Here is a 19,598-nt window from a genome sequence, read left to right on the forward strand (position 1 = left end):
CGTTGGATAAATTTTTTTGGTTGTCCTATTCTAATTTTGGAAATTTAACACCCCGCTAAATCATAGAAAGACCAATCCACTATGGATTTGATTTTTTATGTTTTGCCCATAGATTTTTTGACATCATCCCTTTTCTATTAGTGGGGTTTATAAATTTTACTAGCCTACCCAGTTGTTAGGTTAGCTTTTGCACATATACACACTATATGAAGAGACCTTTATCATTCATTAACTATTACTACTTTTCTCACTCGTGTGTCTATTGGATTTTAATCTTACTTATGGGATGTAATGGTTATGATCTACCTAAAAGACTCTTCCCGAAGTGTGATCAGGTTTCTGTACAGCTGAATACAGAAGGTAAGCTCCTGGCTGTTGATTTTGCCTTAGTATCAGAAAATACTCCTATTGATAAAGTTGATTGGTACTTTGGTGATGGAAAACATGTAACAACTACTAATTTAGAAACAAAGCATACTTATATAAATCCAGGGACATATAAGGTAAACGTTAATGTAACCAATCGTTGCGGGGATGTAGTGACAGTAACAAAGGATTTGGTAGTTGAAAATGTGGTTATTCCTACCGTTGTTACTGAAGATCCAATTAGTATTACTTCCTCAAGTGCTACAGTGCGTATGGCTGTCAATAGTAATGGTAACGGCCTTATTTCATCCTATGGTATATGTTTTTCGGCTACAACCAACACACCAACAATTGAGTCAGCTACAGTTGTAAGAAATTTGGGGAATTCTAAAGATAATACACCTGTTACTTTCTCTCTTGAAAACCTTCTTCCTAATAAAGTTTACTATATACGTGCATTTGCAACTAATAGCGCAGGTACTGGATATGGTAATATCAAAATAGTACATACTAAAGGCTTACCTAGTGTAACTGCTTTAGAGGTAGTTTCTATTAGCAGAACAGAAGCAGCTATCAATCTTAGACTTAATGAGGCTGGGAATCCGCCTGCTACACATGTTGGCTTTTTGTTTTCTTCAAGTGTTAGTAATCCAACTTTGAGAACGAATGATAAACTATATACTCAGATACCAGCAACACCTATTGGAGTAACTACTCCTATCAAACAAAACTTAGAACCAAATACTTCTTACTTCTATAGAGCCTTTGCAATTAGTTTTACTGATACTGTGTATACCGATGTATCAAGGCTTACTACACAGGGAGAGAACATTGCATTAGGACTGGCGGCACATTATCCTTTAAATAACTCTGTTGTAGATAATTCTGGTAACCGTCGTAATGGACAGGCCTTTGGGGCCTCACCCACTAATGATAGGTGTGGACAGCAAAATAGAGCTTATGCTTTTGATGGTATCAACGATTTCATTACCATACCTTATACACCATCCAACCTGACTTCCTATACATTCTCAGCATGGGTATATGTTGCTGACCCTAATCAGTCAAAAGCAGCAATTAGTCAATTTCGTGGTATAGAAAGAACACTGGATAATCCTGCAAAAAGTTTTTCGCTATATTTTGATAAAGACGAAAATGATAATAACTCATTCAAACTAAATTTTGGATTAGATGGAGACTATATATTAAGATCGAAAAAAGTACCCTATTCGTCCTTTTTGAATCAATGGGTTCATATAGTAGCTATATGGCAGGGAGGAGCTAACAGCCCTGTCGACCCAGGCCAAATGAAGCTTTATTTTAATGGAAACCAGGTTTCAGGTACTATCTTCAAGGATTCTGAAAAGCCTATCAATGCTCCAATATCAGGAACTAGTACTATAAGATTAGGTCATCATCAAGTTTGGGACCGGTATTTCAAAGGAAGTATTGATGATGTCAGGATTTATGAGAGAGCTTTGAGTGATGCTGAAATAATGCAACTGTGGCAACAGGAAAAGAATTGCTTATAAATAAATTGATTAGTTGCAGAGGTGGTTGGGTAAGAGCAAATACATACACAAATTCAGTAAATATGAAGTTACATATATATAAACTACTAGTAGTTTTAGTCTGGACATGTATATATAATACATCATATTGCCAGCCATCTGTATCAAATATTCGTATTGAAACAGATGCGAATAAAGTAAAAGTAGTTTATGATCTAGAAAGTATATCAAAGGAGGATTCATTATATCTTCAAATTGAAGGCCGAAGCCGTGGCCCTCTAAACGTTAAGACAGTTAGTGGTGATCTTGGGAAGAATTTAACTTCTGGTAAGGAAAAGGTTATATTATGGGATTATGCTCTAGATGGGGAACAACTTAATGAAGAGATTAGGCCAATTATAAAAGTTATTGAATCCAATCCTACGAGTTTAGCAGGTGGTGGACCTGCCAATGCATTTGTTTCATTACTGGCACCCGGTGTAGGAAATATCTTCGTTCAACCTAATCATAGAATTGGACTGAGGCCACTCATCACAGTAGCTTATGGTGGTTTATTAGGTTATAGCCTAGTACAAAAAAGTAAATCAAATAAGCAGTATAATCTTTATCTGAAAGAACGTTATGAGCGGGATGCACTGCCCTACTATAACAAGGCTAACCGTTATCATCACGAGTACATAGTCACTATGAGCATGGCTGCAACTATACTAGCAGTGGATGTGGTCTATACTTATCTCAAAGGACTACGTAATAACCAACATAAACGAAATTCAAAGCAGAGTGTAATGCTACAATATATAGAAAAGACCCCATTAATAGGTTTAAAGTACACATTTTAAACAATACTAGCTATGAAAATAATATTATACATTATATGGTTTTTACTAGCAGTTAATTATACGTATGCTCAGAAAAAAGAGCATCAGTTTAAGTCAGATTGGGTGCAGTTAAAACCCAAAGTACAGCCTCCAGTTATTATATTGAAGAATCCACAAGCTGAACAATCGGTAGTAGAGCAATCTAACTATACCATAGTTGTTTGTGTTCAGTCTGATGCTCCCGTAGATAACTATTATTTTATTCATAATGGTAAGATTATTGGGGGACCCACAAGGGGCTTCAAACGAGTAGACTGTGGTCAGGAAGTATCACAGGAGTTAACACTCATTCAAGGTAAGAATGAAATAAAATTTGTAGCCACTAACGCCGGTGGTACCACAATATCCAATTCTTATTTTATTACCTATACTCCTGTACCATCTCCTGTTGGGACAATAGCGTCCGATGCACAAATACAAAAGCGGCTGGCTCTTATAGTTGCAAATGAGGCTTATTCAAAGTATCCACTCAAGAATTCAATAAATGATGGGCAAGCCATTCGTGAACGACTTGAAAATCTCGGTTTTACAGTGACCCTTCATGAAAATCAAAATCGAAAAGATTTTAAGAAAGTAGTTGATGCTTTCACAAGCAGCCTGACCGATAAGACGATTAGCCTCTTTTTTTACGCTGGACATGGACTTATGGTAAATGGTGTCAATTACATACAACCTGTTGACGCTGATCCAACGACTGAAGCCGATGTGGAATTTGAGTGTTTTCCATTACGCCAGTTGGTAGCGCGTATGGAAGAAACTAATCCACATGGATCCAATCTTGTATTCTGGGACGCCTGCCGTAACAACCCCTACCGGTCATGGCGCAGGGGAGCAGGTGAGCCTGTTTATGCTCCTACCAATCCTCCGGTTGGCACCATGATTGTCTATGCCACTGAGCCAGGTAAGTCGGCTTTAGATGGCGATGAGAAAAATGGATTATTTACCAGTGAGCTAATCAAGCACATAGATGTACCTGGACAGGATATTTTCGAATTGATTGATAAAGTAGATAGAGGACTTGAAATGAGGGGCTTTAAGCAACCCCCTTATATTGAGGGACGTTTACGTGGTAAATTCATTTTCAATATAAACAAGTAACGATAAGGCGGGCTTCATCCACCACTTTATCAATCAACATATTAAAACGTTAAATGTATGCGCTACACACTATACCAGCTTTTAATGCTTATGTTCATCATAAGCTTCTGCCCAGTTTCTTCATATGCTCAGGATCAGCATGAATCGCTGCCAGTTGATCAGAATGGTAATGTGAACGAGGATAAGCTGAGTCCAAAGCAACTAAGAGACTTTCAGGAGCTTGTTGAACTTAAGGTTGCTGAGTTTCAAAATTTTTTATCCATCATTTCAGATCCCAAGCAGTCTGATCAGACTCGGGAGCTAGCCATTGAGAATGCGTTACGACTTTTCATGCCTAACTCTACTATGCAAGTTGGATCAGTAAAGAATAAAACATTGATAAAAGAGTACCCGCTTTCTATATACCTAAGAAGGCTAAAAAACCTTGAAAAGAAGTACTTCGATATATCCATAACATTCTACGATCTGGCTCTGATCAATGACTGGGAGAAAACAAATACTGGATATGTGACCACTGCTACCTATTTTCAACGCTTCCAGGGAAAGAGTCGTGATGGGAAGATTATGTATGAAGACAAAACCAGTAAGAATATGGATGTGGATCTACGGAATCGAAAAGATCCTTTCTATGAGGAAAATAAATGGACAGTACTACTAGGTGACATTCGTGTAGCAGAAATTACTCCCAAGAAATCTGTGCAATAGCACCTATGGTACGGCTTCATTATATATTTTGTTTTATTGGGCTCTGTCTCATGCCATTCATAGCTTCCGGGCAAGAGACGGATTCTCTATTTTTCAAAAATGACTCTACTGGTAGCCATTCTTTACAAAAAAAAGATACAGTCCAGGGTAACTACAAGTCTCAGCGGCTGGCTGCTGAGCCATTTATGAAGGCTCGGGTTCATTATACAAATGATTTTGTCAGGCGTTTTAATGATTTGGTAGGTCCTGATAACGATTCAATTAATGGGCCTCATGATCATACAGCGAGAAAGCAGCGAATACGACAACTGTTTGATTTGGAAGATAGTAGGCTTGCTAGTAGTGGTGGTAGTACTAATGTATATAAATATTTGATTGATCAATTTCTATTTGAAATTTGTGATTCCTTTAAACCAAAACAGTTGATAGATGCAAATGAGAATATGTATGCAGAGGTTCGTGGTCTAGCTATCTGGAAGAATCAGACGCATGAGTATAAAATGTACTTAAAAAAGGACCGTATTGGTAGTAACTGGCTTTGGCAGATCATTGGTTTAGATGCTCCCTTTTTGATGACAGATAAGACTACATACGGCAAAGATTCAGTCACGAAAAGTAGTTCAAGATTTATTCCTCCCAATGCTCATGAAATGAACTTCATGGCCCTGCATAAGCATCTCAATGCCGGACTAAGCATTAAGTATTTTATCGATGATGCCTACCATGGTGACAGTTCGCTCAATGCCTTTGCTTACTATCATACTATAGGTCAGCTTCGCCCTCAGACACTTGAAATTTCATCTTTATGGATCTATACTCCAATGGGCTGGCTTATTCAATTGCGACAGTTTAACCGTGATTCTGATAATTCAGGATGGTTAATTAGTGATTTGTGTCGTCTGACGGAGTCGATTTGTTTACCAAAAGGACTACAGCATAAAGTTAAAGATACGTTTATCTCAAATGGTCGTGGAGTAGAAAAGTGAAATTACATGAAATTAGCTTCATACATATTGATCATTCTCCTATTAGTAGGGCTATCAACTACGTGGGCGCAGTCTTACACTCATGCAGAGAAGATCAAAATTGCTAAAACAGCTCGACAATTGATTAATGACAAGTACTTAGCGAATGTTGAGATATTAACAAATTACGAAGCTAACCAGCCATTTGAGGCTTTGCAAGGTCAGTTAAATGGCTTAGTCAAAGATGCGTTTTTCAATCAAGATGTACTTATATTTAATGAGTTCAGGACCGCAGTCAAAGCCTATACTTCGGTAGAGGAATATATAAAAGACTGCCGCATTTTCTCGGGCGGTAAACCTTTGAAGAATAGTCTAAACTTTGATGAGGCACGCTTTGACATTCAAAAAACAAAAGACGGTGAGCCATTTGTAAATGTTTATCTAGTTAAACAATTAAATGGCATTGATTTACATGGCGCAAAGCTCCATTATCAAAATTTGACCGAGTTTCGGGTACATTTCATATATAGTAAAGCTGCTGAAACATTTCTTAACTTCAAAATCACTGGCATCAGTAAAGTAGATAAATGGCCTCCTTCGGCCTTCACTTTATCTGAACAGGACGCTAAAGCCGCTGATGAAGGAATAGTCGAGAAGCCAAAGGATCTTTTATCTGCTTTAACTTCACTAACTGCCAGTATTAAGCAGTTTGTGCCAGTAAATACTCTCAGCCTTACGCTTGAGGCTTTTTCTTATAACAATTGTGGTATTAATGATGGCCTCTCTGACCGTATCTACGCTACATTTAGCAGTTGCCTGCAGAAACAAATTAAGATAGAAGCCGTATCTGCCGCTCAACTTACAGAATCTCCTCTTCGTATCAGAGGTTACTACCAGGAGGATATCAATAATTTAAAAATAGTAGCTGAGCTGGTAGATACTAAAACTAATAAAGTGCTTTCGAAGGCGGAGAACTCCGAACTACCTCTTACGTGGCTTGACCAACAAGGTTTGCGATTAAAACCAGCAACATATCAGCAAGAAGTAGCTATTCAGGATACAATCAGACAATACACTCCAGTAGCAAAAACATCCTTGATAATCAAAGTCAATACTGATCGGGGACGTACAGGAGTCGAATATTGGGAGGGACAGCAAATGAGGATTGAGGTCATAGCTAACCGGCCATGCTATTTGAGGTTGCTGTACCGGTTGGCTGATGGAACACATACCCTATTGGAGAATAGCTTTGAAATCAAACCGGGACAGGAAAATAAACCTGTGCGTATAGCTCCCCAGGCTACCTTTATATGCTCTGCTCCATTTGGTACAGAGTATCTACTGGCTTATGCTTCTGAGGTTCCCTTTTGCCCTATCCCGACTAGTTCAAAGCAGAAGGTGCATTTGCGTGAGGAGGATGGCTATAAGTTTGTTGTGGGGCCTCTTGCAGCGATAATTGAGACCCTCAAATGCAATCAGAAGCAGCAGGAAACAATAGCAGTGGATAAAGTACAAATAACTACCCGCGCTATAGCCAAGCGTTAGTCTAAAATGCGGTGTAGACACAATAATTTGTTCCGAATCGTATCCAATTATACTATCAACTAGACTCACTATAAAATATTAACACACTATGAATTGGCTACTCGAACTCATTGCTATTGTCTCTGAGGGACTAGGCAGATTTACTCCGAGGAACTTAGGGCTTACTCTTGCGGCAGCACTTGGCTTCGCTCTTCTTTGTGGTTGGATTTGCCTCCATTATGTACAACTATGGAATAAACGGTTCCAACTAACCACTACTCATAAAATATTCACTGCTCTGGCCTGTACATTTACCTTCTTTTTCGTATTGGCTTTTGCGGGGTTAGCTTTTATGCGGGAGATCACACAAGCACAGATTATAATCTGGCAGGGGAATCTCAAAGAGGATCAAGATTGGAGCCAAAGAACTTTTGAGAAGACCTATCATAAAGTTAAAGAATCCGGTAAAGAAGATATATCCACTTTCCCTCCCATAGAGAGAAATATCATCCCGGTTACTCATAATGATTCTCAGCTCCTTGCTGCTCAGATTTACTCTAATGAGGCTTGTACGAACTTTGATGAAATGCACCCATTCCTAAGTAAAATCGTTTGGGCTACTCCTTCTCTCCCTACTGAAGTAATTCATTCAGATGTAACATCCTTTTTTAAAAGTAACCCTGGCAAAACCTATCCAACTATAAATGCTATTGATCTGGCAGCAAAGCATATAAAAGATGAGCTACTGGTACAAGCACCACGAGTAGTCACCATCTCACGCATAGGTTTAGTGCTGGCATTTATTCTGGTACAGTTGGTTCCGTTCGGTATTATTGGCGTTGCTGCATATAAGGATATAAAAAGCAGTCTTTAAAATGTTCTTTTTTCACAATTAATAAGGGTACATCATGGCTAATCATCTACTAATAGTTTCAGGAGGCACGGGCGGTAAGGTAGTTAGAGCGTTTAAGAAATTAGTCTACCAACAATACAGAAACGAAGACCCAAATAATATTGGGTATTTGTATATCGATTCAAGCACTGACGAATACAGTAAGGAGTCGGAATGGGAAGTGATGGGTGAATCAATAGCATTAGGTACAAGTAACTTCCTGGAGCTGAAATCAGACAACCTGGCCAGCAAATTTGCTGAAATTGAAAGGTATCCTGGAGTTAAGAACTTCATTGGTGACCAAAAGTACTGGCTTGATCTAATAAATGACTCACGAGGTCAAAAAACGGCTGGAATGCAACGTCGCCGAATGGGACGTATCTTGTTTGCCAGTAATGCCAAAACCTTTAATTCAGCACTGGCTCAACAGGTTTTAAAGCTACAGCAGGATACCAATGAAACAAATGTTACTTTTCACGTTTGCGCTGGTTTAGCAGGAGGCACGGGAAGTGGATCAATAGTGGATATAATAACGCAGATTCGTAATAACTACCCAGCGTATGATAAAAACTATTCTATTCTGGTATACGTATACCTACCCGAGGACGCAACTACCTGGAATACCGAACTGGACTTCTACTATGCAAATGGTTATGCGGCCCTCATGGATTTAAATGCACTTAGTGCAGGTGCTTTACGCCCTTATGATGTTACCGGCGAGAAGGGGCAGCTTAATGTGGACACTCCATTCACAGGTTGTTATGTGTTCAGCAATCAGAATGAAAATGGCATATCGGTTAACAAGGAAACAGAGCTGCCATCCATTGTAGCAGATTTTATTTATCAAAAAACCATAGGCCTGGCTCAGATCTCTTCCGAGTTACACCGTTTGGAGTCAGGAGAAAACGGCGATCCAACTCCTGAAATGGCTGTTGGTAGTAGAACAGCTGAGCGCAGTAAACGCTTTTTAAGCTTTGGGATTAAAAGGCTTGCTATTCCTGAGCAGGAAATTAGGGAGTACCTTACCTACAATCTGGCTAAGCAGGCTGCACTTCAGCTACGTTTTAATAATTGGGTGGATGTAGCAGGTTATGTTAATGATCCAAAGCCAAGAAGCTTTAATGAAGAGGTGCGCCAGGCCGATATACTTCATAGATGGCGTTTAACCTTCAACCACCTTATCTTATCAGAGGCTGTTCTTATAGATGATACGAGCAGAAAGTGGAAGACGTATCAAACGCACTGGCGTGAAAAGTGTGAATTCTTCAAATCATTAGCCAGGCAGAGTGAAAAAGTGAGATGGATAGATGCTTTTAAATCTCTATCACTAAAAGAGTATGAAGAAGATTTTAGGAAGTCAGGTGGTGTTATAAGTTTTTTCCTTGCGAAGCGGAAGGATAAACGTGATATGGCTATCGAGATTCGAAGGGGTATTGAAGGTGAGTTCTTTGGAGAGTGGCGAAGTGGAAAGTTGTCGATCTATGACCTTAAACTAAAACTAGGTGCACTACTAGATTATTTACGAACAGATCTAACAAGAGAACTGGACAATAAACTAGAAGCACAAAGCAGGTTGTTGGATACTGCCAAGGAGGCAGTAAGGGTTAATGATGAGAATTGGGCCAAGATTGGTCTCCTCTCAGACATGCTCGGAAAGCGTGAGCAGATTTTTGAAGCCCAGGTACTAGCTATCCAGGATGAATACCGCATTCGTACCACTATAGAAGGAATCAAGTTTGGAAAGGATTTTATATATGAGGTAGTTGAGCAACTTGAATTGTTGAATCAGGAAATTACCAAAGCAAGCGCAACGATCAATAGTGGTTTAGAGATATTTGACCAAAGCATTCTGTCACGCTGTAATGATCAGGAGTGGACACTGGATGATGAATCAGAGTATATAGAAGTCTTTAAGCAACAGTTGGTACCCTTCTATGAATCAATGAAGGTGAAAGAAATAGTAAAAAGATTTGAGCGTGACGATAAGGTACAAGAGCAACAAACGGCGAAGGTTCGGGAGACATTGTCAAATATTCTTGGTGTAAACCGCCAGAGCTTTGTAAACTTTAATAGTCTCATATCCAAAAGTACCTTTGTTAATACTTTAGAAAAAGTATGTCAGGAGAACGCAGTTGCTTTCGAAGCAGATTTAGGTACTCAGGATAGGCTATTAGGTATGAACGTACTGGAAAAACTGCGTTACAAATACGAGAATAATACCAGGGCCCTTCGCAGCTTGACTAGTCAGCTTATGAGGTTTGCTGGATGCTACGCTCTATTCAATCAAAATGAGATTAATAAAGCAGGTGATGGTTTCTCGGCGGGAGCCGCGAAAAGAACCCTGTTTGTTATTCTACCTAAGAACTCATCTGTAAACTATCCTACATTTATAGATGAATTAAAAGAAGCGTTCGAGTTTAATAAAAATCAGCAGAGTGAATTGAAGTTTCTTGAAGCTGATTCTAGCGAACATCAAATAACGCTGATGACGGTAACCAGTTTATTCCCCCTACGGTACCTGACCCACACGGAGCGACTACGGGAGAAGTACCGTCTGCGTTTGCAAAAATCTGACTCTGTTAAGGCACGTATGCTGGTCCATATTCAGGATGATGAATTGCCTGATCTGTTTGCTCCAACTCTACAGGAAGCCAATGAAAAGCTAGATCAAAAGCGTGTTCAATCGATAACCGATCTTTTGATGGCCCATGCGATGGATCTTGTAAAAGAGAAGGAGAATGAAAATGGGTATAAAAAGTTAGCATTAGTGGAAGTTGACCGATTTGGAGATGAGGAACCTCTATTCTATATGGACAAGATGCTTCATAATGCGTGGAAAAGCCTAATACCTTCTGAAATTGAAAAGCTTTCCCAAGTTGTTCGTCAGGAAAGTGTAACTAACTACAGACATAAGTCCAAAAGAGTTGAACTTGTGGCTAAAATTGAGAAGATGGTAGTTAAACTCAGAGAAGAAGCAGGTAATCCCAACGACTACAATCTTTTTAAAGATGCTGCAAAAAGGCTGATAAATGATCTGGAAAAAGAGAATTGAATAATAGACACTATCAGAAATACTCACACTAATGGTAAAGCGACACGGAAAATGTACTAATATAGATGATGATTGCCTTAAAGCTAAATCAGGCGATGTTATCACTGTTGAAGGAGCTAATGAATTTATTTGTCCTGAATGTAGGAGTGATCTTTTTGAAGTACCTAAACCAAAGCCTTCTAGGCCAAAATGGCTAGTACCCGCTCTACTTTTAATTTTATTGGTTGCCGGAGGTTTTGGATTAGTTACCATTATTGATGGAATTGGCGGTATTGGTGGGACGACAACTGATACTACAGGTAAAACAGTTCATCGAGATCCGCCAGGACCTACTCCTCCAACTGATCCAGTTAAATCTAATACTTCTCTACTTCCACGTAGTGGTGTAAAGATTGAAAATACTGAGGAATGTCAAGACTGCCAATCCTACTACTATGTTCATGATGGAAAAGGAGGAAGAAGACGCGAAGGTGGGAATTATAGTACTAGCTGTTGCCAATGTGGTACAGTCAAACGTTTCAGCGATGGCTATGACTACAGCATCACTTGTGATGGAGATAGGATTATAGCTAAGATGATAACTTCTGCAAGTAATCAGGATGAAACCAATTAGAGCTAACACCTCAAAATAACAAAAGCCCGTTATAATATGCGGGCTTTTTATTTTTCCATAAAAGTAGATGTAGTATCTGTACCACATTTAATAGCCACTTGATATACATCTATTCATGCAATCTCAATCCCCTCCAGCACCCGATCGGCCTGCTGGATGTGCCTTTCGTCGTGGGCTTTGACAAAGGCGAACGTGTCACCCAGGTTTAGCCTGACGAATTTTGAAATGGAGATAGGTACTTTGATTTGGTTAAGATTCAGGTGTTCGGCTTCGCGGAGTAGCTGCAGCCAATGCTCCTGCTGGTCGATGAAGCTGGCTACCACCTGGGCCCCGTTCAGATCAGACGGTGGTACGTGCCCTTTCATGGCTTTGTACTTCCGTTTATTTTCTGCCTTCATAAGGCTAGTAAAGTAGCTACCCAGGTAGCCGCTCCGGAAGTAGGGGGTGGAGTGTCTGTACCGGGTAGGGCATGTGTCTATGGCCCCCTGTACTGCCGGTAGGTAGTACCTGCCGTAGCTATTGAGGTGCTCCAGGCACTGGGCTGCTGACCAGCCCCCGCCGGGGTCTGGTTGCAGGAGTTGAACTTCCGGCAGGTTCTGGTATACCCGCGTGGCCTTATCCAGGTGTTCCTCTACCTGCTGCTGCAAGCCGCCCAGCCATTCTGCAGTAAGATGCCTTTTCATCGGCTTACGGCCTGCGGGTGAGTGGTCAGTCGGGTCTTTAGGAAGAGCAGTAGCAGGGAACACGCGCAAAGCACCGATTCGATTACCAGCCACTGCTGTCCAAAATCGCCCAGGCTGCCCTCCACCAAGATGGTGGTTACTCTCGAAACGGCATAGGAGCCCCAGAGAATGGAGATAAAGATCAGCCCCCGGGTAACGTCCCGCAGCAGCAGGTACACCAGTAGTACTACGATAGTAAGACTTACCCCACCGTAAACGCCCCGGATGGAGCTGTAGGCATCGGTGTTAGTGAGCTTCACGCCCACCAGATCCATGACGGACTGGGGATCAGAAAAGGCCATCAGGCAGACTGAGAAGATGGACAGGGCCGATAGGCTGAGCAGGGCTTTACTGAGTCCGTTTACAAGTTGTTGTTTTTTCATGGCTACTAATTGGTTTGATTTATATCCCAAAATTGCGCCCTTTCCGGAATCTAATTCTTGGTATTTACCATGATTTCAGATCCGCACTTTGTTCAACAACTTACTGAAATTGGTCGGATCAACACTTAGATAACTGGCCAGGTACTTATGAGGTACGAGCTGCAGGATGTGCGGGCTTCGTTTTAGTAAGGTCTTAAACCGCTCCTCCGATGAGAACGACTGCAGCTCTACCAGTCTTTCCAGAACGCCCGATAAAGCCCCGCTAACACCGATGCGTATCATCCTTTCAATAGAAGGGTACTGGAGCATAAGGCGATCCAGATCCTGAAAACTTGCCTTAAGTAACAAAGAAGGGGTAAGGGTTTCGTAGTAGTACCTTGAGGGCTGCTGAAACAGGAAAGAGTCGATGACCCCACCGAACTGATGGGTATAGTTAAAGACGAGCGTAGCTTCCCGATCCAAGTCGTCGGCATAGTATACCCGCTGGAGGCCATCCAATACAAAGTAGAGGTACTTCTCGGTATCCCCCTTAGCGGTAAGGAGTACTTTTCGTTTTACTTCCTGAGGTTTCCAGATGGCCAGAAACTCTTCCACCTCCTGTTCTTTCAGTGGGTACAAACTCATTACTACCTGGCGCAAAGGTTCACTGTTGGTAAGCATATAGATAGGGTCGTTAGGCTACAAGTACAGTACTGGTAGCAAAGGATAGACAAGATATAACATAAGTGGCGACAGTAAGACTTTTTGTAGAGAGTCAGCCATAGGAAAGGGGCAGGAGAGCCTGGTTGTAACGCCTTCAGGTACTTTCTTCGCCGGAAAATTTATTAAGGATAAGTAGCAAGGGTTCAACGGTATACGGTGGTAATCGTATTTTTTTATTATAATCTGGGTTAGATGCCGGGTTATTATCACTTTTATAGTAAATGCTCTTTGTTTACTGTCCTATTTTAAATTCCTATACGGAGTTAGCTACAAATTTTTAAAATAAGTACTCCCTTACACATGAAGTAAATAGCAGCTATTCAGGAGAAGCGTGTGACGTTTACTAAGTTTCTCTTGCGAGTTGTTACATTTTGATTATGTTTCGGGTACGTACACGTCACTTTTGTTTACTTAATATCCATAATTAAGTACTCCGGTTACAAAAGTTAAGCACACTGTCCCACTAATCATGATCCTGTTGTCGATGCTGGTTCGAAGAAGGAGAAGATCCTTATGTATATGTGTACGAACACACTGCTGTTTTTTGAACCGGTAGATGAAAGAGAAGGCCAGTAAGTACTAAGAAATGAAAATGCAATCACATTCCTAACCCAATAAAGTAGTCATTCATGCAAAGAAAAATAAGAGCCCCCTAAGTAGACCTTGTGAGGAAAAGCCGACAGTGGAATTGTAAAAGAAGCTTTACGTATGATCGAAAATGGTCTGATCAGGCGTGACAGGAAATTGTAAGCTGAAAAACTGACTCAATGTAATAACCTATACCCTTAATTACCTAATGAATTTACCTCTTACAAGTGAAACTGCCCCCAAAGCATGGCAGCTTCTCAGACGATCGGTAGGTGAGATCCGGGACTCCGTTCGGGACTCCGTCCGGGACTCCATCGGATTTTCGCCTGTTGCAGGGCATCCGTCCAATCTACCTAAAACACTCATTCCTGTTTTTCTGGCGGTGGCCATCACGCACGTGGAGGCGGCCGGGAATAATCAGAGCAATAAATATAGCCCCAAAGCTTCATCCGTTGTAGTAAGCAAAAAAGCCACTGAACTCCGCGTTACCGGTAAAGTACTGGATGACAAAGGGGACGGACTGCCGGGCGTAAGCATTCTGATCAAAGGAACCAGCCGGGGAACCGTTTCTGATATCAACGGAGGTTGGGAGCTTACGGTACCCGATGCCAATACCGTACTGGTGTTTAGTTTTGTGGGCTTTACGCCCAAAGAAGTGACGGTAGGTAACCAGACCGCCATCGAAGTGACTCTGAGCCCTGATGTGAAAGCTCTCGAAGAAGTGGTAGTAGTGGGTTACGGTACCCAGAAAAAAGTAAACCTGACCGGTGCCATTACGGCCGTGGATGCCACGGAGCTGAATAACCAGGCGGCAGCCAACCTGTCGAACACCCTGGCCGGTCGTGCTCCGGGTGTGAACGTAACCAACACGTCGGGTCTGGCGGGTGCTACTTCGTCCATTCGTATGCGGGGTAGCTTTGGTGATCCGCTTTTTGTGATTGATGGCATCGTGCGGGACAAAGAATCGTTTGACGCGCTGGAAGCCGCCGAGGTAGATCAGATCAGCTTCCTCAAGGATGCCGCCACGGCCTCTATCTATGGTTCGCGGGCTGGTAACGGGGTAGTACTGGTGACGACTAAAGGGGGGGTAAAGCAAAAGCCTACTTTCAACGTACAGTCTAACTACACCACCGGACGACCTACTCAAACGCTCCTCTCTGACCTGACTACCGCGGAAGATGAACTCATCTACCAAAACCGGGTAGCTCAGTTCAACAATACACCTATACCCAATAGTCAGCGCGAATTTGACTACTTCAAAGACAAGCGGTACAACGTAAATGATTTTATCTGGCAAAATCCTTACAGCCACCGTCACTCGCTGAGCGTATCGGGGGGAGATAAAAAATTGACCTACTACTCGCTCCTAAGCTACCGGGGGGAGGAAGGCTCCTACAAGAGTCTTGAGCACAACAAGTTCAACATGCGGACGAACGTAACCGCCGAGATTACGGACGCCATCAAGGTCAACCTGAACCTGGCGGCCAATCAGCAGAACCACGACCGCTTTTACTGGCCCTTTGCCGGTGATGATGATTTTGATGTATCTGATCTGTACCGCGTAACGTTCAACTGGCCCAAGACCTATCCCTTCTATACCGAAGCCGACGGTACTCCGGCCAACCACGTTACCAACTATCCCGTACAAACCCCAATGGGTAGCTGGCAGGCCTGGAGTGTGATTGATCAGGTTGTGGGTGACCGCTATATCAAAACCCGCCGCCGCAACGTCAACTCAATCCTGTCGCTGGATATCAAGCTGGACAAATTCATCCCGGGCTTGACTACCAAGATCATTGGGAACTACATCGCCGCGGACTATATGCGGAAGAAGTACCTGACCTTCCAGAAGAACTACGTATTCAACCAGGCCGATCCTAACGGAAACCGATTTATACCGGCTGCACCCGATCCGAACAAGACCAATATCTTTAACTTTAGCCGTAACCAGCCCTTCATGAGTTACGAACTGCACAACAAGTGGAGCTATCAGTTCAACTGGTTTGCCAACTACACCCGTACCTTCAATAAGCATTCGGTAGACGGACTGCTGGTGTACGAGCAGGCGGAGGAAGGTGCCTATGAAACCACTTCAGTACTGGAAGACCCGCTGACTTCTTACGATCAGTCGTTTGTGTACTCAACGGATATAACCAGAAGAAACGGTTTTGCGACAGAAAGGATAGGCGCCCGTCAGTCGATGATCGGACGTTTCAACTACAACTTTGACAGCCGCTACATCGCCGAATTTTCGTTCCGTTACGACGGTAATACGCTTTTCCCTCAGGGCAAACGCTGGGGCTTCTTCCCGTCGGTGTCGGCCGCCTGGCGACTTTCCGAAGAAGCTTTCATGAAGAACTCCAATACGCTCTTCGACGAACTTAAGCTTCGTGCTTCGTACGGTACCACGGGTAACGATCTGGATGTAAACAACAACCGTATCCGTCCCTTCTCGTATAGCTACGTATACTCTAATGCCGGTAGTTATATTTTTGGAGACCGCCTGTACCAGAGTATCGCACCGGGAGCCACTCCCAACCCTTTCCTGACCTGGGCTACCTCTACGACTTACAATACCGGTCTTGACTTTGGTTTATTGAAAAATCGCCTCTATGGTACCCTGGATGTGTTCCTCAAGAAAGAGGTGAATATCCTGGGATCCCGGGTGGTGACGCTGCCTGACAACTACGGCCAGAGCCTGGCTCCCGAAAACTACGCCGCCCGCTCATGGAGAGGTGGTGAGCTATTTGTGGAATGGCGTGATAAGGCACTCAGCAACAAGCTTAACTACTCTATCTCCGCCAATATGGGGTATGCCATTGACCGTTGGGATGTACTGGATCAGGGCCCGGCGTTTCAGCCGGGTGGAAACCGCTTCTTTGAAAATAGAATCGGCTATCCGGCCGACCGTATTTTTGGTCTTAAGGCGCTGGGAATGGTACGTACCCAGGAGCAGCTGGATGCCCTGCTGGAAAGCGGACTTAAGCAGTATGGTCGTAACCCGTACCTGGGAGGTCTTTACTTCGAAGATGTACGGGGCGATGGGTACTCACCAGGTCCGGATGGCAAAATCGACGGAAATGATATTCAGCTCCTGTCTAACAAGGGAGCACCACGTATCAACTATGGTATCGGCCTGAATCTATCGTACCGCGGCTTCTCGGTTAACTCAGTACTGCAGGGAGTAGGTGCCTACGACCGCATCATCAGCAACCAGGAAGGTCCGGGTATGCGTCAGCACGGTGGTGCCGTAAGACCTTACTATCCAATCTGGGCTTCTGATGTATGGACTCCCGAAAATCCAAACGCCAGGTACCCACGTCCGGTTGGTCAGAACTGGGCTGAGTCCGGAACGAATGCTTCTTCTTTCTGGATCGTAAACGGTGCCTACCTGCGTCTCAGAACCCTCAACGTGGCGTACAACCTGCCGAAGGAGTGGATTTCGTCCCTGAAATTGGGTAGTGCCCAGGTATTCTTCAACGGAACCAACCTGTTTACTTTCTCCAAGATGACAGAGTTCCACGACCCTGAGCAGCGGAACTATGATTCTTTCCCGGTTATGAAGACCTTCACATTGGGTGTAGATTTTAGATTTTAAGAAATAGAATAGTATGAAGAAGAAGATATTAAGTATAATGATCGCGGTTGCCGGGTTGATGTCATCCTGTAACGATGTGCTGGACATTGAAGATATCAATAACTATAACCCGCAGCTGGTATGGAACGACGCCAACCTGGCCAACGCCTATATGGCCAACCTGTACCCCATGTTTGGCAACTGGAATACCGGTTCCGACTCATTCAGCCAGCAGCTGGCCGGTATTCAGTTTTACCTGGATCGCGTTACCATTTCCAATGATCAGTTCAAATCCTGGAACTACAACCGGATCCGACTGATCAACCAGGCGATCGTGGATGTAAATAAGGGTACCCTGCCCGATGCCGTTAAAAATAACGTGACGGGTCAGGCGCTGTTTATGCGGGCCTATACCTACTTTGATATGGTGCGCCACCACGGCGGTGTACCGTACATCACGGTACCGCAGGATCGCTATACGGATGACTTGTTTGTGGCGCGTAATTCTACGAAGGAGTGTTTTGATCTGATGATCAAGGATCTGGATGAGGCCATTGCCAAGCTGCCTAAGCGTATCGCCAAAACGTCACCTGAATTCGGAAAGATAGACGGTAATTTTGCGCTGGCCTTCAAAGCCAAGGTACTTCTGCATAAGGCGTCCCCACAGTTCAACCCTTCCAATCCCTGGAACAATCCCTACTGGTCGGAGGCCTACCAGGTAAACAAGCAGGCGTATGAGGATCTGAAGGCACAGGGATATGCTCTGGCCGCTAACTACGAGGATATAGCCCTGGTGGAAAGAGGACCTGAATCGGTATTTACCGTGCTCAATTCGTACCCCAATAAGACCGCCAACTGGGATAATGGAGTACGCCCGGGCTCCGAGAGCCGCGGACCTGCTTCGGCTACCCCCACCTGGGAGTTTGTGAAGGAGTATCCGATGAAGGATGGCAAGCTGTACAATGATCCTACCAGTGCCTACCATATGTCGGATGAGGAGTTTCTGCAGAACTTCTGGAAGAATCGCGACCCACGTTTTAACAAATCAATAGTCTGGAATGCCAAGGTATACGAAGTATCGGGCAAAGCCGGGAAGCGTCAGTATACCTCCCTTGGTATCGCCCATGAGCTGGATGATTTCGGGATTAATCCCAGAGCGGGTGTAAACTCTACCAACCTGGACCGGTACACTGGCTTTTTCGTCCTGAAAAACAGCCTTCTGAGACTGGCTCAGGCCGAAGTACTTCAGTATGATGTGGACTACGTACTGATGCGCTTTGCGGAGGTGATGATGAACTACGCCGAAACGGCCAACGAAACCGGCAAGCTGGATGAGGCAATGGATATTCTGAAGCAGATCCGCCAGCGGGCTGGTATTGAACCTGGTACTAACGGCAACTATGGTATCACGGCTACTACCCGCGAACAGATGCGGGAAGCGATCCTGGCGGAGCGGAACATCGAGTTTGCTTTCGAAGGACACCGGTTCTGGGATCTTCGTCGCCTGCGCATGCTGAACCGTCTGGATGGTACTACTAAGCATGGTGTTGAGGCGGTAGCCATTCAGCCCAACGGTCAGGATATGCCTTTGAGTGAAGCCAGAGCCAAAGCGGATAAGAACGAACTGGTCGAGTCTAACTTCAGATACACCCTCCTGCAGGTACCTCGCTCGGGGGTGAAGGTGAACGTAGTACCGGAGAAGTACTATTTCTTCCCGATCCACCGCGACGTGCTGGATCGAAACAAGAATCTGGAACAAAACAAAGATTGGGGTGGTACCTTTGATCCAACGCTGGAATAGGTAGTACTTGTAATTTTTAGATAGTATGAGGGAACGTCTTTGCTTCCAGGCTGCTGCCGGAAGCAAAGACGTTCCCTCTTTTAGTAGTACTTTACTAATACTTAAACTTGCCTTCTGTCAAGGCAACCGATGCAATGAATGCCAGTTTATATAAATTTTAGAACAATATTTGGTTAAATAAGGGGGAGGCTGGTAGTTTTAGAGTACTTTTGACTTTTATA

Annotated in this window: 14 protein-coding genes; 11 read left to right on the top strand and 3 right to left on the bottom strand. The window is 43.4% G+C overall.

Features of this window, described 5'->3' with window-relative positions; translation table 11 throughout:
* Positions 1–206 precede the first annotated feature (206 nt).
* The 9 genes from JTN23_RS18865 to JTN23_RS18905 all read left to right on the top strand — a co-directional run bounded on the left by JTN23_RS18865 (position 207) and on the right by JTN23_RS18905 (position 11,604).
* The gene (locus JTN23_RS18865; protein WP_247236586.1) at positions 207–1,898 is read left to right on the top strand and encodes a LamG-like jellyroll fold domain-containing protein; all 1,692 of its coding nucleotides are present in this window, start codon (positions 207–209) and stop codon (positions 1,896–1,898) included.
* Positions 1,871–2,716, top strand: coding sequence for a hypothetical protein (locus JTN23_RS18870; protein ID WP_247236587.1), 846 nt, complete (start codon positions 1,871–1,873; stop codon positions 2,714–2,716). Before JTN23_RS18865 ends, JTN23_RS18870 begins: the two co-directional genes overlap by 28 nt.
* 12 nt (positions 2,717–2,728) lie before the next feature.
* Entirely contained in the window at positions 2,729–3,853 is a 1,125-nt protein-coding gene (locus tag JTN23_RS18875; RefSeq protein ID WP_247236588.1) for a caspase family protein, read from the top strand.
* A gap of 57 nt (positions 3,854–3,910) precedes the next feature.
* Positions 3,911–4,558 (top strand): hypothetical protein, encoded by a 648-nt coding sequence (locus tag JTN23_RS18880; protein ID WP_247236589.1) that lies wholly within the window; start codon positions 3,911–3,913, stop codon positions 4,556–4,558.
* Positions 4,559–4,608: 50 nt separating this feature from the next.
* Positions 4,609–5,544: a hypothetical protein gene (locus JTN23_RS18885; protein WP_247236590.1), complete on the top strand. Its 936-nt coding sequence runs from the start codon at positions 4,609–4,611 to the stop codon at positions 5,542–5,544.
* Positions 5,545–5,550: 6 nt separating this feature from the next.
* Complete coding sequence (locus JTN23_RS18890) at positions 5,551–7,068, top strand: DUF4384 domain-containing protein (protein WP_247236591.1); 1,518 nt, start codon at positions 5,551–5,553, stop codon at positions 7,066–7,068.
* An 88-nt stretch (positions 7,069–7,156) separates the two neighbouring features.
* Entirely contained in the window at positions 7,157–7,921 is a 765-nt protein-coding gene (locus tag JTN23_RS18895) for a hypothetical protein (protein WP_247236592.1), read from the top strand.
* Between the two features lie 34 nt (positions 7,922–7,955).
* A complete protein-coding gene (locus JTN23_RS18900; RefSeq protein ID WP_247236593.1) occupies positions 7,956–10,991 on the top strand; it encodes a tubulin-like doman-containing protein in 3,036 nt (1,011 codons plus the stop codon).
* 31 nt (positions 10,992–11,022) lie between these two features.
* A complete protein-coding gene (locus JTN23_RS18905; protein WP_247236594.1) occupies positions 11,023–11,604 on the top strand; it encodes a hypothetical protein in 582 nt (193 codons plus the stop codon).
* 113 nt (positions 11,605–11,717) lie between these two features.
* Here JTN23_RS18905 and JTN23_RS18910 read toward each other — a convergent pair whose 3' ends face one another.
* From JTN23_RS18910 to JTN23_RS18920, 3 genes are all read right to left on the bottom strand, one after another.
* On the bottom strand, positions 11,718–12,287 hold the full coding sequence (locus JTN23_RS18910) for a DinB family protein (RefSeq protein ID WP_247236595.1): 570 nt from the start codon (positions 12,285–12,287) through the stop codon (positions 11,718–11,720).
* Positions 12,284–12,709 carry a DUF4345 domain-containing protein gene (locus tag JTN23_RS18915; RefSeq protein WP_247236596.1) on the bottom strand — a complete coding sequence of 142 codons (426 nt, stop codon included), beginning with the start codon at positions 12,707–12,709 and terminating at the stop codon, positions 12,284–12,286. The genes JTN23_RS18910 and JTN23_RS18915 overlap by 4 nt, the downstream gene beginning before the upstream one ends.
* Before the next feature lie 75 nt (positions 12,710–12,784).
* Positions 12,785–13,369, bottom strand: a complete 585-nt coding sequence (locus JTN23_RS18920; protein ID WP_247236597.1) for a Crp/Fnr family transcriptional regulator — start codon at positions 13,367–13,369, stop codon at positions 12,785–12,787.
* An 838-nt stretch (positions 13,370–14,207) separates the two neighbouring features.
* Between JTN23_RS18920 and JTN23_RS18925 the strand changes: the two genes are divergently transcribed.
* Entirely contained in the window at positions 14,208–17,597 is a 3,390-nt protein-coding gene (locus JTN23_RS18925) for a SusC/RagA family TonB-linked outer membrane protein (protein WP_247236598.1), read from the top strand.
* Between the two features lie 13 nt (positions 17,598–17,610).
* The gene (locus JTN23_RS18930; RefSeq protein ID WP_247236599.1) at positions 17,611–19,377 is read left to right on the top strand and encodes a RagB/SusD family nutrient uptake outer membrane protein; all 1,767 of its coding nucleotides are present in this window, start codon (positions 17,611–17,613) and stop codon (positions 19,375–19,377) included.
* Positions 19,378–19,598: the final 221 nt, after the last annotated feature.

This window comes from Telluribacter roseus, from assembly GCF_017355915.2.
Lineage (GTDB): Bacteria > Bacteroidota > Bacteroidia > Cytophagales > Spirosomataceae > Telluribacter.

Excerpts from the sequence above, each read along its gene's own strand:
- JTN23_RS18895 (WP_247236592.1), top strand. The coding sequence starts at position 7,157 with ATGAATTGGCTACTCGAACTCATTGCTATTGTCTCTGAGGGACTAGGC.
- JTN23_RS18925 (WP_247236598.1), top strand. The coding sequence starts at position 14,208 with ATGAATTTACCTCTTACAAGTGAAACTGCCCCCAAAGCATGGCAGCTT.
- JTN23_RS18900 (WP_247236593.1), top strand. The coding sequence starts at position 7,956 with ATGGCTAATCATCTACTAATAGTTTCAGGAGGCACGGGCGGTAAGGTA.
- JTN23_RS18920 (WP_247236597.1), bottom strand. The coding sequence starts at position 13,369 with ATGCTTACCAACAGTGAACCTTTGCGCCAGGTAGTAATGAGTTTGTAC.
- JTN23_RS18885 (WP_247236590.1), top strand. The coding sequence starts at position 4,609 with ATGCCATTCATAGCTTCCGGGCAAGAGACGGATTCTCTATTTTTCAAA.
- JTN23_RS18930 (WP_247236599.1), top strand. The coding sequence starts at position 17,611 with ATGAAGAAGAAGATATTAAGTATAATGATCGCGGTTGCCGGGTTGATG.
- JTN23_RS18880 (WP_247236589.1), top strand. The coding sequence starts at position 3,911 with ATGCGCTACACACTATACCAGCTTTTAATGCTTATGTTCATCATAAGC.
- JTN23_RS18915 (WP_247236596.1), bottom strand. The coding sequence starts at position 12,709 with ATGAAAAAACAACAACTTGTAAACGGACTCAGTAAAGCCCTGCTCAGC.
- JTN23_RS18875 (WP_247236588.1), top strand. The coding sequence starts at position 2,729 with ATGAAAATAATATTATACATTATATGGTTTTTACTAGCAGTTAATTAT.
- JTN23_RS18890 (WP_247236591.1), top strand. The coding sequence starts at position 5,551 with ATGAAATTAGCTTCATACATATTGATCATTCTCCTATTAGTAGGGCTA.
- JTN23_RS18865 (WP_247236586.1), top strand. The coding sequence starts at position 207 with ATGAAGAGACCTTTATCATTCATTAACTATTACTACTTTTCTCACTCG.
- JTN23_RS18905 (WP_247236594.1), top strand. The coding sequence starts at position 11,023 with ATGGTAAAGCGACACGGAAAATGTACTAATATAGATGATGATTGCCTT.
- JTN23_RS18910 (WP_247236595.1), bottom strand. The coding sequence starts at position 12,287 with ATGAAAAGGCATCTTACTGCAGAATGGCTGGGCGGCTTGCAGCAGCAG.